Genomic DNA, 14,418 nt, shown 5'->3' with positions numbered 1-14,418 from the left:
CGCGGGAAAGACCATGCGCCTCGCCCTTTACTGCCCCGACATTCCCCAAAATGCCGGCACCATGATCCGGCTGGGGGCCTGCCTCGGCGTGGGGGTGGACGTGATCGAACCCTGCGGTTTCACCTTCTCGGACGCATCGCTGCGCCGGGCCGGCATGGATTATCTTGCGCGAGCGGCGATTCGCCGTCACCTCGATTTCGCCGCATTCGACCAATTCAGGATGGCCGAGGGCCGCCGCCTGATCGCCCTGACCACCAGGGGCGCCGGCGTGCCCCATGATTTCGCCTTCAGGCCCGACGACATCCTCCTGGTCGGGCGCGAGAGCGCGGGCCTGCCCGACGAGGTGCACGCCCTGGCCGATGCGCGGCTGCGCATTCCGATGGTGGCCGGCGCACGCAGCTTGAATGTCGCCGTCTCTGCCGCCATGGTCCTCGCCGAGGCGCTCCGCCAGACCCGGCAATTCCCGAGCGACAGAAGCGAATGACCGACGACCTGAAAGCCCGCGCCGCCGCCTGGTTCCAGAGCCTGCGCGACCGCATCTGCGCCGCCTTCGAGGCGCTGGAAGACGCTTGCGAGCAAGGGGACGCGCCCGGCCGATTCGAGCGCACGCCCTGGCAGCGCCCGGGCGGCGGCGGCGGCGTCATGGCGGTCATGAAGGGCCGGGTGTTCGAGAAGGTCGGGGTCAATATCTCCACGGTCGAGGGTAGCTTCAGCCCCGAATTCGCGAAGAACATCCGGGGCGCCGGCGCGGACGGCCGCTTCTGGGCCAGCGGCATCAGCCTGGTCGCCCACCCCTGCTCGCCCCTCGTCCCCGCCGCCCATATGAACACCCGCCGGATCGAGACCACGCTCGGCTGGTTCGGCGGCGGCGGCGACCTGACCCCGGTCTTTCCCGACGACGAGGACACGGCCGCCTTCCACGGCGCCTTCAAGGCCGCCTGCGACCGTTTCGACCCGACCTACTACCCGCGCTTCAAGGCGTGGTGCGACGAGTATTTCTTCCTGCCGCACCGGAACGAGCCGCGGGGCGTCGGCGGCATTTTCTACGACAGCCTGGACAGCGGCGATGCGGAAGCCGACTTCGCCTTCACCCGCGCGGTCGGCGAAGCCTTCCTCGACGTCTACCCAAGGCTGGTCGCCCGCCACATGAACGAGCCCTGGTCGGCGGCCCAGCGCGAGGCCCAGTTGGTCAAGCGCGGCCGCTACGTCGAGTTCAACCTCCTCTACGACCGCGGCACCACCTTCGGCCTGAAGACCGGCGGCAACACCGAGGCGATCCTCATGTCCCTGCCGCCCGAGGTGAAGTGGCCGTAACGGCCCCTGGCCTTTCCGTGCTACGCTCAGCCAAGGCGGCAGTGTCCCCAAGGAAGTGAGAACGATGGCCACCAGCGTTCGGATCGACGGCCAGTTGGAAGCGCGGCTCCAACGTCTTGCCCAGGCGAAGGCGCAGTCCACCGACGAATTGTTGATCGCAGCGTTGCAGCAATTCATCGAGCGAGAGGAAGCCCGGCAGGATTTCGTCGGTGAGGCACTGCAATCCCTGGCCGCGTTCCAGCGCGACGGCCTGCATCTGACCGGCGCGGAAACCCGCGATTGGTTGAAGCAATGGGGCGCGGGTCGCGGTGAGGCCCCGCCCGATTGCCACGAGTAATCGTTACAGCGGCCGCTGTCCGCGGGCTTGAACGATGCCGGGCGTTTATGTCCGACAACGCTCCTGCCGCCCTCGCCCGGGCTGCCACCGTTATCGAGCGCCATTTTCTCCTGCTTGAAACGGTACCGGAAATGGGGCGGCCGTTGCCTGAAGAGCCCGGCTTGCGGGAATTGATCATCCCTTTCGGCTCATCGGGCTACATCGCGCTCTATCGTTACGAACCCAAGGACGATGCGGTCATCGTCTTGGCCTTCCGGCACCAACGCGAGGCGGGCTATTGATGGCTGGCGCGGCCATCATGTCCCTGCCGCCCGAGGCGGTAGCGAACCTGATCGCCGTGCAGGAAGCAGGCTTTCGAGAACAGGCCGAGGTCCAGGGGATTGGGCAGGCGGACATCGTCGAGATCGGGGCAGGCCTTGAGCGCCGGGTCATAGGCGCGGTCGATCTGGGCGATGAAGGCGAAGACGATGCCCCGGTCCTGCGCCAGCGCCTTCAGGGCGCGGACCTGGGTCATCAGGTCCGGATGTTCGCGGCGCTGGTCGAGGATCTGGAGATAGTCGACGACCGCCATCGTGCCCCGAGGGACATCGCGCAGTTTTTCCGAGATGTGGCCGGCGCAGATGCCGTCGGCCGCATCCCATTCGAAACGCCCGGCGAAATCGGCCTGATCGGCGCCGATGGCCTGGAAGCAGCGGTCGATCTCCCACCCGGTATATTCGAGGGTGAAGAACAGGCTCCGGTGGCCGGCCCTCATGGCTTCGACCGCGAGGCCGAGGGCCAGCAGCGTCTTGCCCTGCCCCGGGCGGGCCCCGATCAGCAGGAGATCGCCCGGCACCAGCCGCTCGTAGAGGAAGCGCGCCGGCGATAGGGGCAGGGGCGCGCGGGCGGCCAGCAGGCTCCAGGCCGGAAAGCCTTCCTCGGCGGCGATCCGGTCGAGGGCGGCATGCAGGGGCACCCCGGCCGCCCGGGACAGGTGTTTTGCCTTGCGTTTCAATTGATGGATGGGCGCGGAGAGTTTCATCACGGAACCTCCCGTTGCGAGCAAAGGCCGCAATCCCCCCTTATGCATGGCGCTCGAACGGCGGGTCCGATGGCAAGGACAGGCCCGGCATGATCGATGCTTTCCCGATGGAGGGGGGAGGCGTGGGCCGCGCCTGGGCAGGACCATAGCGCATTCCGCGCCGGGGCGCACGGGCTCCCTGCTTCAGCGTCCCCTGCCCGTCAGCCGGCCCCAGAGGCCCGCCTTCCGGCCGTCCTGTCCGGCGCGCCAGCCCATCTCCCAGAAACCGGCTTCGAGCCGGCAGGCCTCAGCGAAAGTGCGGGCAAGGGCGGGAAAGCGCGCCTCGGTCGCCCGGGTCGCGGCCAGACGGTCGAGTTCGGCGACGGCATCATCCGCCACCGCGCCGTAGTCGGCGCCGGAATACATCTCGATCCAGGGCAGGTAGGGATTGCCGATGGTCTTGAAATCATGCCGGTCGCGGATCGCCGCCGCGATCTCGCGATAGCCGACGACGCAGGGCGCGAGGGCGACCTTGAGATCGAGGATATCGCCCGAAAGCCCGCGGTCGAGGACATAGCGGGTATAGGCCATGCATTCGGCGGCTTCGGGCGCCTGTTCCATTTCCTCCGGCGTGATGCCCCAGTCGCGGCAGAACTCGATATGGAGCTTCATCTCGTGATTGATCAGGGCGTCCAGGGTCGCGGCGGCAGAGCGCATGCCGGCCAGATCGTCGGCCTTGACCACGGCGAGGGCATAGGCGCGGGCGAAATGGATCAGGAACAGGTAATCCTGCACCAGATAATGGCGGAAGGCCGCCTCGGGCAGCGTGCCCCGGGCAAGGCCGTCGACGAAGGCATGGCCGACATAGGCCTGCCAGTCGGCACCGGCCGCCGTGCGCAGCCGGGCAAAGAATGTACTCACCCGCGTTCCTCGATCCAGGCGGCCTGGATCGCTTCGAGGATCTTCTCGTTCGAGCGGTTGGGATCGTCCGAAAAGCCGGGAAGCGCCAGGATCCATTTATGGAGGTCGGTGAACCGCAGGTTCACGACATCCGCATCGGGATGGGCATCGTCGAGCCCGATGGCGATATCGTGAATGTCGGTCCAGCGCATGGCCTTGGCCTTACTTGTCCACCATCATGTTGCGGGTGGCGGCCGGCAAGGTGACGATCAGCCCGTCCAGATCCTCGGTCATGATGATCTGGCAGCCGAGGCGCGACGTATGGGTCAGGCCGAAGGCGAGGTCGAGCATGTCCTCTTCCTCTTCGGTCGCTTCCGGCAGGTTGCCGAAATATTCCGGGTCGATGACGACATGACAGGTCGAACAGGCGAGCGAGCCTTCGCAGGCGCCCTCGAGGTCGATCTTGTTGCGGTGGGCAATCTCCAGCACCGAGAGACCGACCGGGGCGTCGACTTCGGTCCGGGTCTGGCCGTCGGGGCTGACGAAAACCATCTTGGGCATGCGGCTGAACTCCAATTTTCCGATCGCAGGCTTTAGCCCGCTTGCAGCCGGGTTTCAAGCCGCCTGACCTCGACACCAGCCAGCGCCTGGCGAATGTTGCGGTCCATCCGCCGCTCGGCGAAGGGCCGGCCGGCCGCTTCCAGCGCTTCGGTCGCCTGGACCACGGCTTCCCGGTCGTCGCCGGCCATGGCGGCTTCGAGGGCGGCCTTGGCGGTATCGACCTCGGCCCTCTCCCCGGCGGCCAGCAGGTCGCCGTCCTGGGCCAGGGCGGCATCGAGCGCCAGGATCAGGCGCCGCCCGTCGACCCTGGCTTCGGCCAGCAGGCGGGTGGTGACGTCGGCCCGGGCATTCTCGAAGGAGGCGCGCAGCATCTCGGCCATGTCCTCGTCGCTCAGGCCGTAGCTGGGCTTCACCTCGACATGGGCTTCCACCCCGGTCAGGGCTTCCCGGGCGGCGACGGTCAAAAGCCCGTCGGCATCGACGGTGAAAGTGACGCGGATGCGCGCGGCCCCCGCCACCATGGCCGGAATGCCGGCCAGGACGAAGCGGGCGAGCGAGCGGTTCTGCTCCACCATCTCGCGCTCGCCTTGCAGGACATGGACCGCCATGGCGGTCTGGCCGTCCTGGTAGGTGGTGAAATCCTGGGCGCGGGAAACCGGGATCGGCGTGTTGCGCGGGATCACCTTCTCGACCAATCCGCCCATGGTCTCAAGGCCGAGCGACAGGGGCACGACATCGAGCAGCAAAGTGTCCGAACCGATGGTCAGCGCCTCGGCCTGAAGGGCGGCGCCCAGCGCCACCACCTCGTCCGGGTCGATGTCGGACAGGGGCTCGCGCCCGAACAGGCGGGCGACCTCGCCGCGCACCAGCGGCACCCGGGTGGAACCGCCGACCAGAACGATACCGGCCAGTTCCCCCGCCTCGACCCCGGCATCGGCCAGCACCGCGCGGGCGGCGGCGATGGTGCGGGCGACCAGCGGGCCGATCCAATCGTCGAACTGGGCGCGGGTCACCGGATGGCGCGTGGCCTTGCCGCCGAAATCGAGATCGACGCTGACCTCGTCCGCGTCGGTCAGCCCTTCCTTGGCCCGGCGGGCGGCGGCCAGCACCGGCTTCACATCCCCGGCGGCAATCGCGTCGCCCCGCGCCGCCAGCAGGCGTTCGGCCAGGATGCGGTCGAAATCGTCGCCGCCCAGCGCCGCATCGCCGCCGGTGGCCAGCACCTGGAACACGCCCTTCTCGAGGCGGAGCAGCGAAACGTCGAAGGTCCCGCCGCCAAGATCATAGACGGCGTAAAGCCCCTCCGCCCCCTTGTCCAGGCCATAGGCGAGCGCCGCCGCCGTCGGCTCGTTGACTAGGCGCAGGACTTCGAGGCCGGCGAGACGTGCGGCATCCCGCGTCGCGGTGCGGGCGGCATCGTCGAAATAGGCGGGCACGGTGATCACCGCGCGGTCGACCCCCTTGCCCAGCACCATTTCGGCGCGCTGCTTCAGGGTGCGCAGGATTTCGGCCGACACCTGCACCGGCGAGACGATGCGCCCGCCGACATCGAGCTTCACCATGCCGCCCTGGCCGTCGTCGTGAACCTTCTGGGCGAGATGGCCGCCCAGGCTGGCGACATCGCCGGTACCGCGCCCCATCAGGCGCTTGACCGAGGCGACGACCAGTTCCGGCTCCCGTTCCAGGATGCGGGTGGCGACCCGGCCGACCACCGGCTCGTCGTCGCCGTCGAGATAGGCGACGACCGAGGGCACGATGCCGTCGCCCAGCGCATCGCGCAGGATCTCGGGCCGGCCGCCGACCGCAATGGCGACCAGGGAATTGGTGGTGCCGAGGTCGATCCCGACGGCAGCCGTATCCGCATCGCCCGCGTGGGGCAGCGGGGTTTCGCCGGGTTCGTAAATATCGAGAAGCATCAGGGTACCGCGATGCGGGGCATCTGCTTGCGCTTCAGCTCCGCCCCCAGTTTGACGAGATAGGAAAGGCGCAACGCCTCGCGCGTCGCACCGTCGAGATCATGGGCCGCGAAGGCCCGGCCCAGCCGGCCCTGCACCGCCGCGAGATCGCCGGCGAGCCGCGCCGCCAGCGCCTGAAGGGCGGCGGCGTCCCCCGCCTCCTCCAGCGCCTCGCGCCAGTCCAGCGCCTCCATCAGCAGCACGGGATCGGCGATGGTGCGGCCGTCCTCCCCCGGCGGGGGCCGGCCTTCGAGATCGAGCAGGTAACGCGCCCGCGCCAGCGGCTCGCGCAGCGTCTCATAGGCGTCGTTGATCAAGGTCGCGTGCTGGAGGGAGAAATTCTTCTCCCGCGCGCCCCGGCCGGCGAAACGATCCGGGTGGAAGCGGCGCTGGGCGGCGAAATAGGCCCGCTCCAGGCCGGCAGGATCGACGTCATAGCCCCGTTGCAGGCCGAGGCGGGCGAAATGATCCAGCTGGCCGGGCGGCTGCAAGGCCTTGCAGCCGGCGCAGATCGCATCCGCCACCTGGCCGCCGCAGGACGTGCAGGAAACGGGCGGGGCGACGGGGACGGACATGTGCCAGGAAACCGGATCAGACGTGGAAGGATTCGCCGCAGCCGCAGCGCGCCTTCTCGTTCGGATTGATGAAGACGAAGCCCGATTTCAGCTTGTCGGTCTCGAAATCCATCTTGGTGCCGATCAGGAACATCACCGCCTTGGGATCGACCAGGATGGTTACCCCCTTGTCTTCCACCACCTCGTCGTATCTGCCCTTCTCGTCGGCATATTCGAGGGTGTACTGCATCCCCGAACAGCCGGCGGTGCGGATACCGATGCGGACGCCGGCCGAAGGCTTGCCGCGCTTCGACAGCAATTCCCTCACCCGGGCCGCCGCCGGCTCGGTCACTTCCATGATCTGGCGCGCGGGCGCTGCCATGATGCGGAACTCCTTACGTTACGACCGGTCGTGCTTCGCCTTGTAGTCGGCGATCGCCGCCTTGATGGCGTCCTCGGCCAGCACCGAGCAATGGATCTTCACCGGCGGCAGGGCCAGGTGCTGCGCGATCTCGGTGTTCTTGATCGTCGCGGCTTCGTCCAGGCTCTTGCCCTTCACCCATTCGGTGACGAGGCTGGACGAAGCGATGGCCGAGCCGCAGCCGAAGGTCTTGAACTTCGCATCCTCGATCAGGCCCTCGGCGCTGACCTTGATCTGCAGCTTCATGACGTCGCCGCAGGCCGGCGCGCCGACCAGGCCGGTGCCGACATTGTCGTCGTTCTTGTCGAAGGAACCGACGTTGCGGGGGTTCTCGTAGTGATCGACGAGCTTTTCGCTATAGGCCATGGCTGTAACTCCTTAATGTTCGCCGCTCAATGGTCGGACCATTGGATCGACCGCAGATCGATGCCTTCCTGGACCATTTCCCAGAGCGGGCTCATCTCGCGCAGCTTGGTGACGCGCTTCACGATGGTGTCGGCGGCATAATCGATCTCGGCTTCGGTGGTGAAGCGGCCGAAGCCGAAGCGGATCGAGGTATGGGCCAGTTCCTCCTCGACGCCCAGCGCCCGGAGCACGTAGGACGGCTCCAGCGAGGCGGAGGTGCAGGCGGAACCGGACGAGACCGCAAGGTCCTTGATGCCCATGATCAGGCTCTCGCCCTCGACATAGGCAAACGACAGGTTGAGGTTGCCCGGGATGCGCTGGTCGAGGTCGCCGTTCAGGAAGACGTCCGGCAGCTTGGCCTTCACCGTCTCGTAGAACTTGCGGGCGAGGCCGCGGATGCGCTCGTTGTCCAGGGTCATTTCGGTGCGCGCGATGCGGCACGCCTCGCCGAGCCCGACGCAGAGCGGCGGCGACAGGGTGCCCGAGCGCATGCCGCGCTCCTGCCCGCCGCCGTTCATCTGGGCGACGAGGCGGACGCGCGGCTTGCGGCGGACATAGAGCGCGCCGATGCCCTTGGGGCCATAGAGCTTGTGGCCCGAGATCGACATCAGGTCGATGCCGAGGTCGTTGACGTCGAGCGGGATCTTGCCCGCCGCCTGGGCCGCGTCGGTGTGGAAATAGGCGCCCTTGGCATGCGCGATCCCGGCGATTTCCTTCAGGGGCTGGATAACGCCGATCTCGTTGTTCACCGCCATGACCGAGACCACGGCGGTCTTGTCGGTCACCGCCGCGCGCAGCTGGTCGAGGTCGATCAGGCCGTTTTCCTGGACCGGCAGATAGGTGACCTTGAACCCTTCCTGTTCCAGGTGACGGCAGGTGTCGAGCACGCATTTATGCTCGGTCACCACGGTCACGATCTCGTTCCGGCGGTCCTTGTTGAAGAGTGCGACGCCCTTGATCGCCAGATTGTTCGATTCCGTGGCGCCGGAGGTGAAGATCACCTCGCGCGGGTCGGCGTTGATCAGCTTCGCCACCTGCTCGCGCGCGTTCTCGACCGCCTCTTCCGCCTCCCAGCCGTAGGAATGGCTGCGGCTGTGGGGATTGCCGAACTTGCCGGTGAAATAGGGCATCATCGCGTCCAACACCCGGGGATCCATCGGCGTGGTCGCCTGATAGTCCAGGTAGATCGGCAGCTGGATGTTGGGGCGGACCTCGCCCCGGTCGGCGGTTCCGTCAGCCATGATGATTTTCCTTCCAACCCGCATCGGCCCGCGCCTTCAACGCGCGGCCCGCAAATTCGATATAAGCACTCAGGAAGCGTGTGACATCGGCCTCGGCCGTGTTCCAGCCAAGACTGACGCGAATGGCGCTGCGCGCCGTCTCCTCGCTTTCGCCCATGGCGGTCAGCACCGGGCTCGGCCGGACCTTGCCGGACGAGCAGGCCGCGCCCGCGCCGATGGAGACGCCGGCAAGATCGAGCGCCATGACCTGGGTCTCGGCCTTCACGCCGTCAAGCCCGATGCAGGACGTATTGCCGACCCGCGCCGCGCCCGCACCGAAGATCCGGACGCCGGGGACCGAGGTCAGCACCTCGCGCTCCAGCCGGTCGCGGAGGGCTGCGAGATCGAGGCCCCGCGCCACCCGGGCGGCCGCGCCGAAGCCGGCGATGCCGGCCAGATTTTCCGTGCCCGGCCGGCGGCCGTATTCCTGCCCGCCGCCCAGCGACAGCGGCACGAGGTCGATGCCGGCCCGCTTGACCAGGGCGCCGACCCCGGCCGGCCCGCCGATCTTATGGGCGGAGACGGTCATCATGTCGGCATCGAGGGCGGAGAAGGCGAAAGCCGTCTTGCCCAGGGCCTGCACGCCGTCGGTATGGACCAGGGCGCCATGGGCGCGGGCGATGCGGGCGACCTCCGCCACCGGCTGGATGACGCCGGTCTCGTTGTTGGCCAGCATGACCGAGACCAGCGCCGGCCCCTGCCCCGCCTGCAACAGGCGGTCGAGAGCGGCGAGATCGACCACGCCGTCACGATCGACCGGGATCACCGCGACCGGCACCCCGGCCCCGGCGGCAGCGGCGCGGACCGAATCATGCTCGATGCCCGAAACCAGCAGGCGCGCGACCAGGCCGGCGCGGACGGCGCCGAGCAGGGCGAGGTTGTTCGCCTCGGTCCCGCCGCTGGTGAAGATCACTTCCGTCGCCTCGGCGCCGGCGAGATCGGCCACGGCTTCCCGCGCCTCCTCGATCGCGCGGCGGGCCAGGCGCCCGGCGCGATGGACCGACGACGGGTTGCCGCCGATGGCCAGCGCCGCGACCATGGCCTCGACCGCCTCGGGGCGCGTCGGCGCCCCGGCGTTATGATCGAGATAGGTGGCGACCCGGGTCACGACAGCGAATTCCTTCCTCAGGCCACGCGCTCGACGGCGCTGCGGGCCGGCCCGTGCAGGCTGCCCAGCACCCGGCGCGCGACCACATCGGCCAGCGACACGCTGGAGAGATAGAGATGGATCTGGTGGCTCAGCTCTTCCCACAGGTCGTGGGTGGCGCAGCGGCTGCGGTTGCCGCGGCAGCCGACCGAGGTGCCGAGCTGGCAGCGGGTGGCGGTGATCGGCTCGTCCACGGCCAGGACGATGTCGGCGATCCGGGTGTCGTCCGCCTTCCGGCCGAGGACATAGCCGCCGCCCGGGCCCCGCACGCTCTTGACCAGCCCGCCGCGCCGCAGCTTGCCGAACAATTGCTCGAGATAGGACAGGGAGATTTCCTGGCGTTCCGCGATATCCGACAGGGACACGGGCTTGCCGCCCTCGGCATGGGCGGCAAGGTCGACCATGGCCATCACGGCATAGCGCCCGCGGGTGGATAGTTTCATCCCTCTCGCCTCCTCAAACCTTGCCGGAAGCGGCGACGCGCGGCCCCTCGACAACCTCGCCGCGCGGCTGGCCGGCATCGACGCCGAGCCGGGCCTCCAGTTCCGCCACCCGGGCGGACAGGGCCTGAAGCCGGGCGACCAGCCCTTCGATCTCTTCTTCGGTCGGGTCGGGCATGCGGCCGGCCATGGTGCCATAGGCGCAGAAATCCAGCGCCCGATCGACCAGCCGGGGCGCGCCCGCCGCCTTCGCCGGAATGCCGACCACCGTGGTGCCCGACGCGACATCGGCGACCACCACCGCATTGGCGCCGACCCGCGCCCCCTCCTCGACCGTGATCGGGCCGAGGATCTGGGCGCCGGAACCGACGATGACCCCGTCCTTCAGGGTCGGGTGGCGCTTCACGCCGACCTGGGCCCTGGAGTTCACCGAGGGCAGCAGGCCGCCAAGCGTGACATCGTGGTAAAGGGTGACGTCGTCGCCGATCTCCGCCGTCTCGCCGATGACGACGCCGAGGCCGTGGTCGATGAACAGGCGCCGGCCGATGGTGGCGCCGGGGTGGATCTCGATGCCGGTGAACAGGCGGGCGACATAGGACAGCCAGCGCGCGGTCAGGCGCCAGTCCCGCACCCACAGCCAATGGGACACGCGGTGCAGGGTGATCGCATGAAAACTCGGGTACGACAGCAGCACCTCGACCCGCGACCGGGCGGCCGGGTCGCGGGCGATATAGCTGTCGATCTCGTCCTTCAGGCGCGTGAACATGCAGAATGTCCCTGCATAAGGCGGCCGAAGCCGCCCGGTTTCGAGTTTTCCATCCCAAGCCCGGCCCGGGAATTGCGATTTCCTTGCATCGGCGAAAGCGGGCCGTGTATAAACCCCGCCCGCGACGCTTTGCGGCGCCGGGCCGGAAATGCCCGAGTGCCGAGGTCAGATTTATGATATCCGACTGCGGCAGTCAAGTATTCGCGACGGCAGGATGGCCATGCGCCAAGGGCGTAGCGCCATCCCGGCCCGAGCAGCCGACCGGATTGGTCGGATATCGGTACAAGGGGACCGGAATGCCTGAGATCATCTTCAACGGCCCGGCCGGGCGACTCGAAGGCCGCTACCACCACGCCGGCACGGGCGCGCCCATCGCCCTCGTGCTGCACCCGCATCCGCAGTTCGGCGGCACGATGAACAACAAGGTTGTCTACAACCTGTTTCATACGTTCGTGAACCGCGGCTTCTCGGTCATGCGCTTCAATTTCCGGGGCGTCGGCCGCAGCCAGGGCGGGTTCGACAATGGTGCCGGCGAATTGTCCGACGCCGCCTCGGCCCTCGACTGGATGCAGACCTACAATCCGTCGGCGGCGGAATGCTGGGTCGGCGGCTTTTCCTTCGGCGCCTGGATCGGCATGCAATTGCTGATGCGCCGGCCCGAGATCAACGGCTTCATCTCGATCTCGCCGCCCGCCAGCAAATATGACTTCACCTTCCTCGCCCCCTGCCCCTCGGACGGCCTGATCGTCCAGGGCACGGAGGATCAGGTGGTTTCGGAGCCGGAAGTGGCCAAGCTCGCCACCCGCCTGTCCAACCAGCGCGGCATCAAGGTGAAATACGAGGTCATCAAGGGTGCCGGCCACTTCTTCGAAGACCATATGGACGAGTTGAACCGGATCACCGGCGCCTATCTCGACATGCGTCTCGGCCGGAACAGCTGACCGCCGGTCTGCGGGCCGGGCACGCCCGTCGTGCCCGGCATGCTCAGGGGCAGTCCCTTCAGGCTGCGCACGGCGAGGAAGCCGAAGGCTTCCGCCTCCAGGCTGTCGCCGCGCCAGCCGACCGTCTCCACCGGCTCGACCGGCACGCCGAGGCGCGCCCGCAGCATCGCCATCAGCACCGGATTCAAGCGCCCGCCGCCCGTGACCAGGACGCGCGTCGCGGGTTCGGGGAAATGCCGCCGCGCCGCCGCCGCCGCCTCGACCGTGAAGGCGGTCAGGGTCGCGGCGCCGTCCGCAGCACTCAGACCCCGCACCGGCTGGCCGGTGAAATCGTCCCGGTCCAGGGATTTCGGCGCCGGCAGGTCGAAGAACGGGTGGCCGCGGAACAGGTCGACCAATTCGCCATGCACCCGCCCGGCCCCGGCCAGGGCCCCGTCCCGGTCGATCGGCACGCCGGTGTGGTGCAGGGCCCAATCGTCGATCAGGGCATTGCCCGGCCCGGTATCGAAGGCGACGGGACCGACGGCGGGATCGTCCGAAATCCAGGTGACATTGCCGACGCCGCCGAGGTTGAGCACGGCGACCGGCCCCCGCTGCCCCGCCAGCCCCCGGGCCAGGGCCCGGTGATAGAGCGGGGCGAGCGGCGCCCCCTGCCCGCCCGCGGCGACATCCGCCAGCCGGAACTGGCCGACGACCTCGATGCCGAACAGGTCGGCCAGGCGCCCGCCGTCGCCGACCTGCCAGGTCAGCCCTTCGGCCGGGCGGTGCATCACGGTCTGGCCGTGGAAGCCGATGACCTCGACCGGCCCGGCCTCGGCCAGGAAGCCGGCGATGGCGCGGCGGTGCGCCTCGGTGATCAGGTCCGCCGCGGCGGCGACGCTGTCCGGGACCGGCGTGCCCTGCCGCCAGCGCATCGCCTCCCCGCTGGCCTGCCGGCAGGCGGCGCGGGTTTCCGGGCTGTGGGCGACCGTGCGGGTGGGACCGAGGGCATGGATGGTCTCGCCGTCGGTCTCGATCATCGCGAGGTCGATCCCGTCGAGCGAGGTGCCGCTCATCAATCCCAAGGCCCGCATGGCGCCGTCCCGCTTTGAAAAACGTCTGCGCGTTGTCCCGCGCCCCTGCTTCATGCTACATCGCCTGCACCATGACGAGCCTGAAATCCGAATTCCTGCGGGTCCTGACCGAACGCCGCTACATCCACCAGTGCACCGACCTCGAAGGCCTGGACGCGCTTGCCGCCGGCAGCACGCCCTTCGCCGCCTATATCGGCTTCGATGCCACGGCGCCCTCGCTGCATGTCGGCTCGCTGGTCCAGATCATGATGCTGCGCCGGTTGCAGCAGGCGGGGCACAAGCCCGTCGTGCTCATGGGCGGCGGCACCACCAAGATCGGCGATCCCTCCTTCCGCGACGAATCGCGCCCCCTGCTGGATGCGGCGCGGATCGCCGAGAATCTGGCCGGCATCAAGCGCGTCTTCGCGAAATTCCTGCGCTTCGGCGACGGCCCGACCGATGCCGTGATGGTCGACAACGACGACTGGCTGTCCAGGCTCAACTACATCGACTTCCTGCGCGACTACGGCCGGCATTTCTCGGTCAACCGCATGCTGTCGCAGGACAGCGTGAAGATCCGCCTGGACCGCGAGCAGAACCTGTCGTTCCTCGAATTCAACTACATGATCCTTCAAGCCTATGACTTCGTCGAACTGGCGAAGGCGCAGGGCGTGCGCCTGCAGATGGGCGGCTCGGATCAATGGGGCAATATCGTCCAGGGCGTGGAGCTTGGCCGGCGCACCGCCGATATCCAGCTCTACGGCCTGACCTCGCCCCTGATCACCACGGCCTCGGGCGCCAAGATGGGCAAGACCTCGAATGGCGCCGTCTGGCTGAACGAGGATGCCCGCAGCCCCTACGACTACTGGCAGTTCTGGCGGAACACCGAGGACGGCGACGTCGGCCGTTTCCTCCGCCTCTTCACCGAACTGCCGGAAGCCGAGGTCCGCCGCCTCGAAACCCTCGAGGGCGCCGAGCTGAACGACGCCAAGAAAGTCCTGGCGACCGCGGCGACGGCGCTCGCCCACGGCCCCGCGGCGGCGGATGCGGCGGCCGAGACCGCCCGCAAGACCTTCGAGGAAGGGGCGGCCGCCGATACGCTGCCCAAGGTCGCGGTCGAGGCGGCCGCGATCGCCGCCGGCATCAATGTCTACGAACTTCTGGTCAAGGCCGGCATGGCCGCCTCGAACGGCGAGGCGCGCCGCCTGATCAAGGGCAACGGCGTGAAGCTGAACGATGTCGCGGTGACCGACGAATTCGCCAGGCTCTCCGACCTCGGCAGTGCCGGCAGCGTGAAACTTTCCGCCGGCAAGAAGCGCCACGCCCTGATCGTCGCCGGCTGATC

At 68.4% G+C, this 14,418-nt stretch carries 19 protein-coding genes; 6 read left to right on the top strand and 13 right to left on the bottom strand.

Annotated features, from left to right (window positions below; translation table 11 throughout):
• Nucleotides 1-13 precede the first annotated feature (13 nt).
• The 4 genes from DKG75_RS04160 (at nucleotide 14) to DKG75_RS04145 (ending at nucleotide 1,932) form a co-directional block, all read left to right on the top strand.
• Nucleotides 14-484, top strand: coding sequence for a tRNA (cytidine(34)-2'-O)-methyltransferase (locus tag DKG75_RS04160; RefSeq protein ID WP_109919794.1), 471 nt, complete (start codon nucleotides 14-16; stop codon nucleotides 482-484).
• A complete protein-coding gene (gene hemF, locus DKG75_RS04155) occupies nucleotides 481-1,314 on the top strand; it encodes an oxygen-dependent coproporphyrinogen oxidase (protein ID WP_109919793.1) in 834 nt (277 codons plus the stop codon). The genes DKG75_RS04160 and hemF overlap by 4 nt, the downstream gene beginning before the upstream one ends.
• 64 nt (nucleotides 1,315-1,378) lie before the next feature.
• Nucleotides 1,379-1,651, top strand: a complete 273-nt coding sequence (locus tag DKG75_RS04150) for a CopG family ribbon-helix-helix protein (RefSeq protein WP_109919792.1) — start codon at nucleotides 1,379-1,381, stop codon at nucleotides 1,649-1,651.
• 47 nt (nucleotides 1,652-1,698) lie between these two features.
• Nucleotides 1,699-1,932: a type II toxin-antitoxin system RelE/ParE family toxin gene (locus tag DKG75_RS04145; RefSeq protein ID WP_243746436.1), complete on the top strand. Its 234-nt coding sequence runs from the start codon at nucleotides 1,699-1,701 to the stop codon at nucleotides 1,930-1,932.
• On the opposite strand, the gene DKG75_RS04140 is transcribed toward DKG75_RS04145, so the two are convergent.
• From DKG75_RS04140 to cysE, 12 genes are all read right to left on the bottom strand, one after another.
• A complete protein-coding gene (locus DKG75_RS04140; RefSeq protein ID WP_109919790.1) occupies nucleotides 1,926-2,672 on the bottom strand; it encodes a DNA helicase in 747 nt (248 codons plus the stop codon). The two genes, DKG75_RS04145 and DKG75_RS04140, sit on opposite strands and share 7 nt — an antisense overlap.
• Nucleotides 2,673-2,855: 183 nt before the next feature.
• The gene (gene tenA / locus DKG75_RS04135; protein ID WP_166646313.1) at nucleotides 2,856-3,572 is read right to left on the bottom strand and encodes a thiaminase II; all 717 of its coding nucleotides are present in this window, start codon (nucleotides 3,570-3,572) and stop codon (nucleotides 2,856-2,858) included.
• Complete coding sequence (gene iscX, locus DKG75_RS04130) at nucleotides 3,569-3,763, bottom strand: Fe-S cluster assembly protein IscX (protein ID WP_109919788.1); 195 nt, start codon at nucleotides 3,761-3,763, stop codon at nucleotides 3,569-3,571. Before iscX ends, tenA begins: the two co-directional genes overlap by 4 nt.
• Before the next feature lie 10 nt (nucleotides 3,764-3,773).
• Nucleotides 3,774-4,112, bottom strand: a complete 339-nt coding sequence (locus DKG75_RS04125; RefSeq protein WP_109919787.1) for a ferredoxin family 2Fe-2S iron-sulfur cluster binding protein — start codon at nucleotides 4,110-4,112, stop codon at nucleotides 3,774-3,776.
• A 32-nt stretch (nucleotides 4,113-4,144) separates the two neighbouring features.
• A complete protein-coding gene (hscA, locus tag DKG75_RS04120) occupies nucleotides 4,145-6,028 on the bottom strand; it encodes a Fe-S protein assembly chaperone HscA (RefSeq protein ID WP_109919786.1) in 1,884 nt (627 codons plus the stop codon).
• Entirely contained in the window at nucleotides 6,028-6,642 is a 615-nt protein-coding gene (gene hscB / locus DKG75_RS04115) for a Fe-S protein assembly co-chaperone HscB (protein WP_109919785.1), read from the bottom strand. The genes hscA and hscB overlap by 1 nt, the downstream gene beginning before the upstream one ends.
• Before the next feature lie 16 nt (nucleotides 6,643-6,658).
• Nucleotides 6,659-7,003, bottom strand: a complete 345-nt coding sequence (locus DKG75_RS04110; RefSeq protein ID WP_166646332.1) for a HesB/IscA family protein — start codon at nucleotides 7,001-7,003, stop codon at nucleotides 6,659-6,661.
• Between the two features lie 18 nt (nucleotides 7,004-7,021).
• Nucleotides 7,022-7,408, bottom strand: coding sequence for a Fe-S cluster assembly scaffold IscU (iscU, locus tag DKG75_RS04105; protein WP_109919784.1), 387 nt, complete (start codon nucleotides 7,406-7,408; stop codon nucleotides 7,022-7,024).
• A 26-nt stretch (nucleotides 7,409-7,434) separates the two neighbouring features.
• Nucleotides 7,435-8,688 (bottom strand): IscS subfamily cysteine desulfurase, encoded by a 1,254-nt coding sequence (locus DKG75_RS04100; protein ID WP_109919783.1) that lies wholly within the window; start codon nucleotides 8,686-8,688, stop codon nucleotides 7,435-7,437.
• Nucleotides 8,681-9,835, bottom strand: a complete 1,155-nt coding sequence (locus DKG75_RS04095; protein WP_109919782.1) for a cysteine desulfurase family protein — start codon at nucleotides 9,833-9,835, stop codon at nucleotides 8,681-8,683. Before DKG75_RS04095 ends, DKG75_RS04100 begins: the two co-directional genes overlap by 8 nt.
• A gap of 17 nt (nucleotides 9,836-9,852) precedes the next feature.
• Nucleotides 9,853-10,317 carry an Rrf2 family transcriptional regulator gene (locus DKG75_RS04090; protein WP_109919781.1) on the bottom strand — a complete coding sequence of 155 codons (465 nt, stop codon included), beginning with the start codon at nucleotides 10,315-10,317 and terminating at the stop codon, nucleotides 9,853-9,855.
• 13 nt (nucleotides 10,318-10,330) lie between these two features.
• The gene (gene cysE, locus DKG75_RS04085) at nucleotides 10,331-11,080 is read right to left on the bottom strand and encodes a serine O-acetyltransferase (protein WP_109919780.1); all 750 of its coding nucleotides are present in this window, start codon (nucleotides 11,078-11,080) and stop codon (nucleotides 10,331-10,333) included.
• A gap of 296 nt (nucleotides 11,081-11,376) precedes the next feature.
• On the opposite strand from cysE, the gene DKG75_RS04080 reads away from it, so the two are divergent.
• The gene (locus DKG75_RS04080) at nucleotides 11,377-12,021 is read left to right on the top strand and encodes an alpha/beta hydrolase (RefSeq protein WP_109919779.1); all 645 of its coding nucleotides are present in this window, start codon (nucleotides 11,377-11,379) and stop codon (nucleotides 12,019-12,021) included.
• Here DKG75_RS04080 and DKG75_RS04075 read toward each other — a convergent pair.
• A complete protein-coding gene (locus tag DKG75_RS04075; RefSeq protein ID WP_109919778.1) occupies nucleotides 11,988-13,094 on the bottom strand; it encodes an anhydro-N-acetylmuramic acid kinase in 1,107 nt (368 codons plus the stop codon). The genes DKG75_RS04080 and DKG75_RS04075 overlap by 34 nt on opposite strands.
• 71 nt (nucleotides 13,095-13,165) lie before the next feature.
• Here DKG75_RS04075 and tyrS point away from each other — a divergent pair, with 71 nt between their 5' ends.
• On the top strand, nucleotides 13,166-14,416 hold the full coding sequence (gene tyrS / locus DKG75_RS04070) for a tyrosine--tRNA ligase (RefSeq protein ID WP_109919777.1): 1,251 nt from the start codon (nucleotides 13,166-13,168) through the stop codon (nucleotides 14,414-14,416).
• Nucleotides 14,417-14,418 lie beyond the last annotated feature (2 nt).

The sequence above is a fragment of the Zavarzinia compransoris genome, assembly GCF_003173055.1.
GTDB lineage: Bacteria > Pseudomonadota > Alphaproteobacteria > Zavarziniales > Zavarziniaceae > Zavarzinia > Zavarzinia compransoris.
The sequence above is the reverse complement of the archived record's forward strand: the minus strand, read 5'-3'. Positions and strand labels throughout refer to the sequence as shown.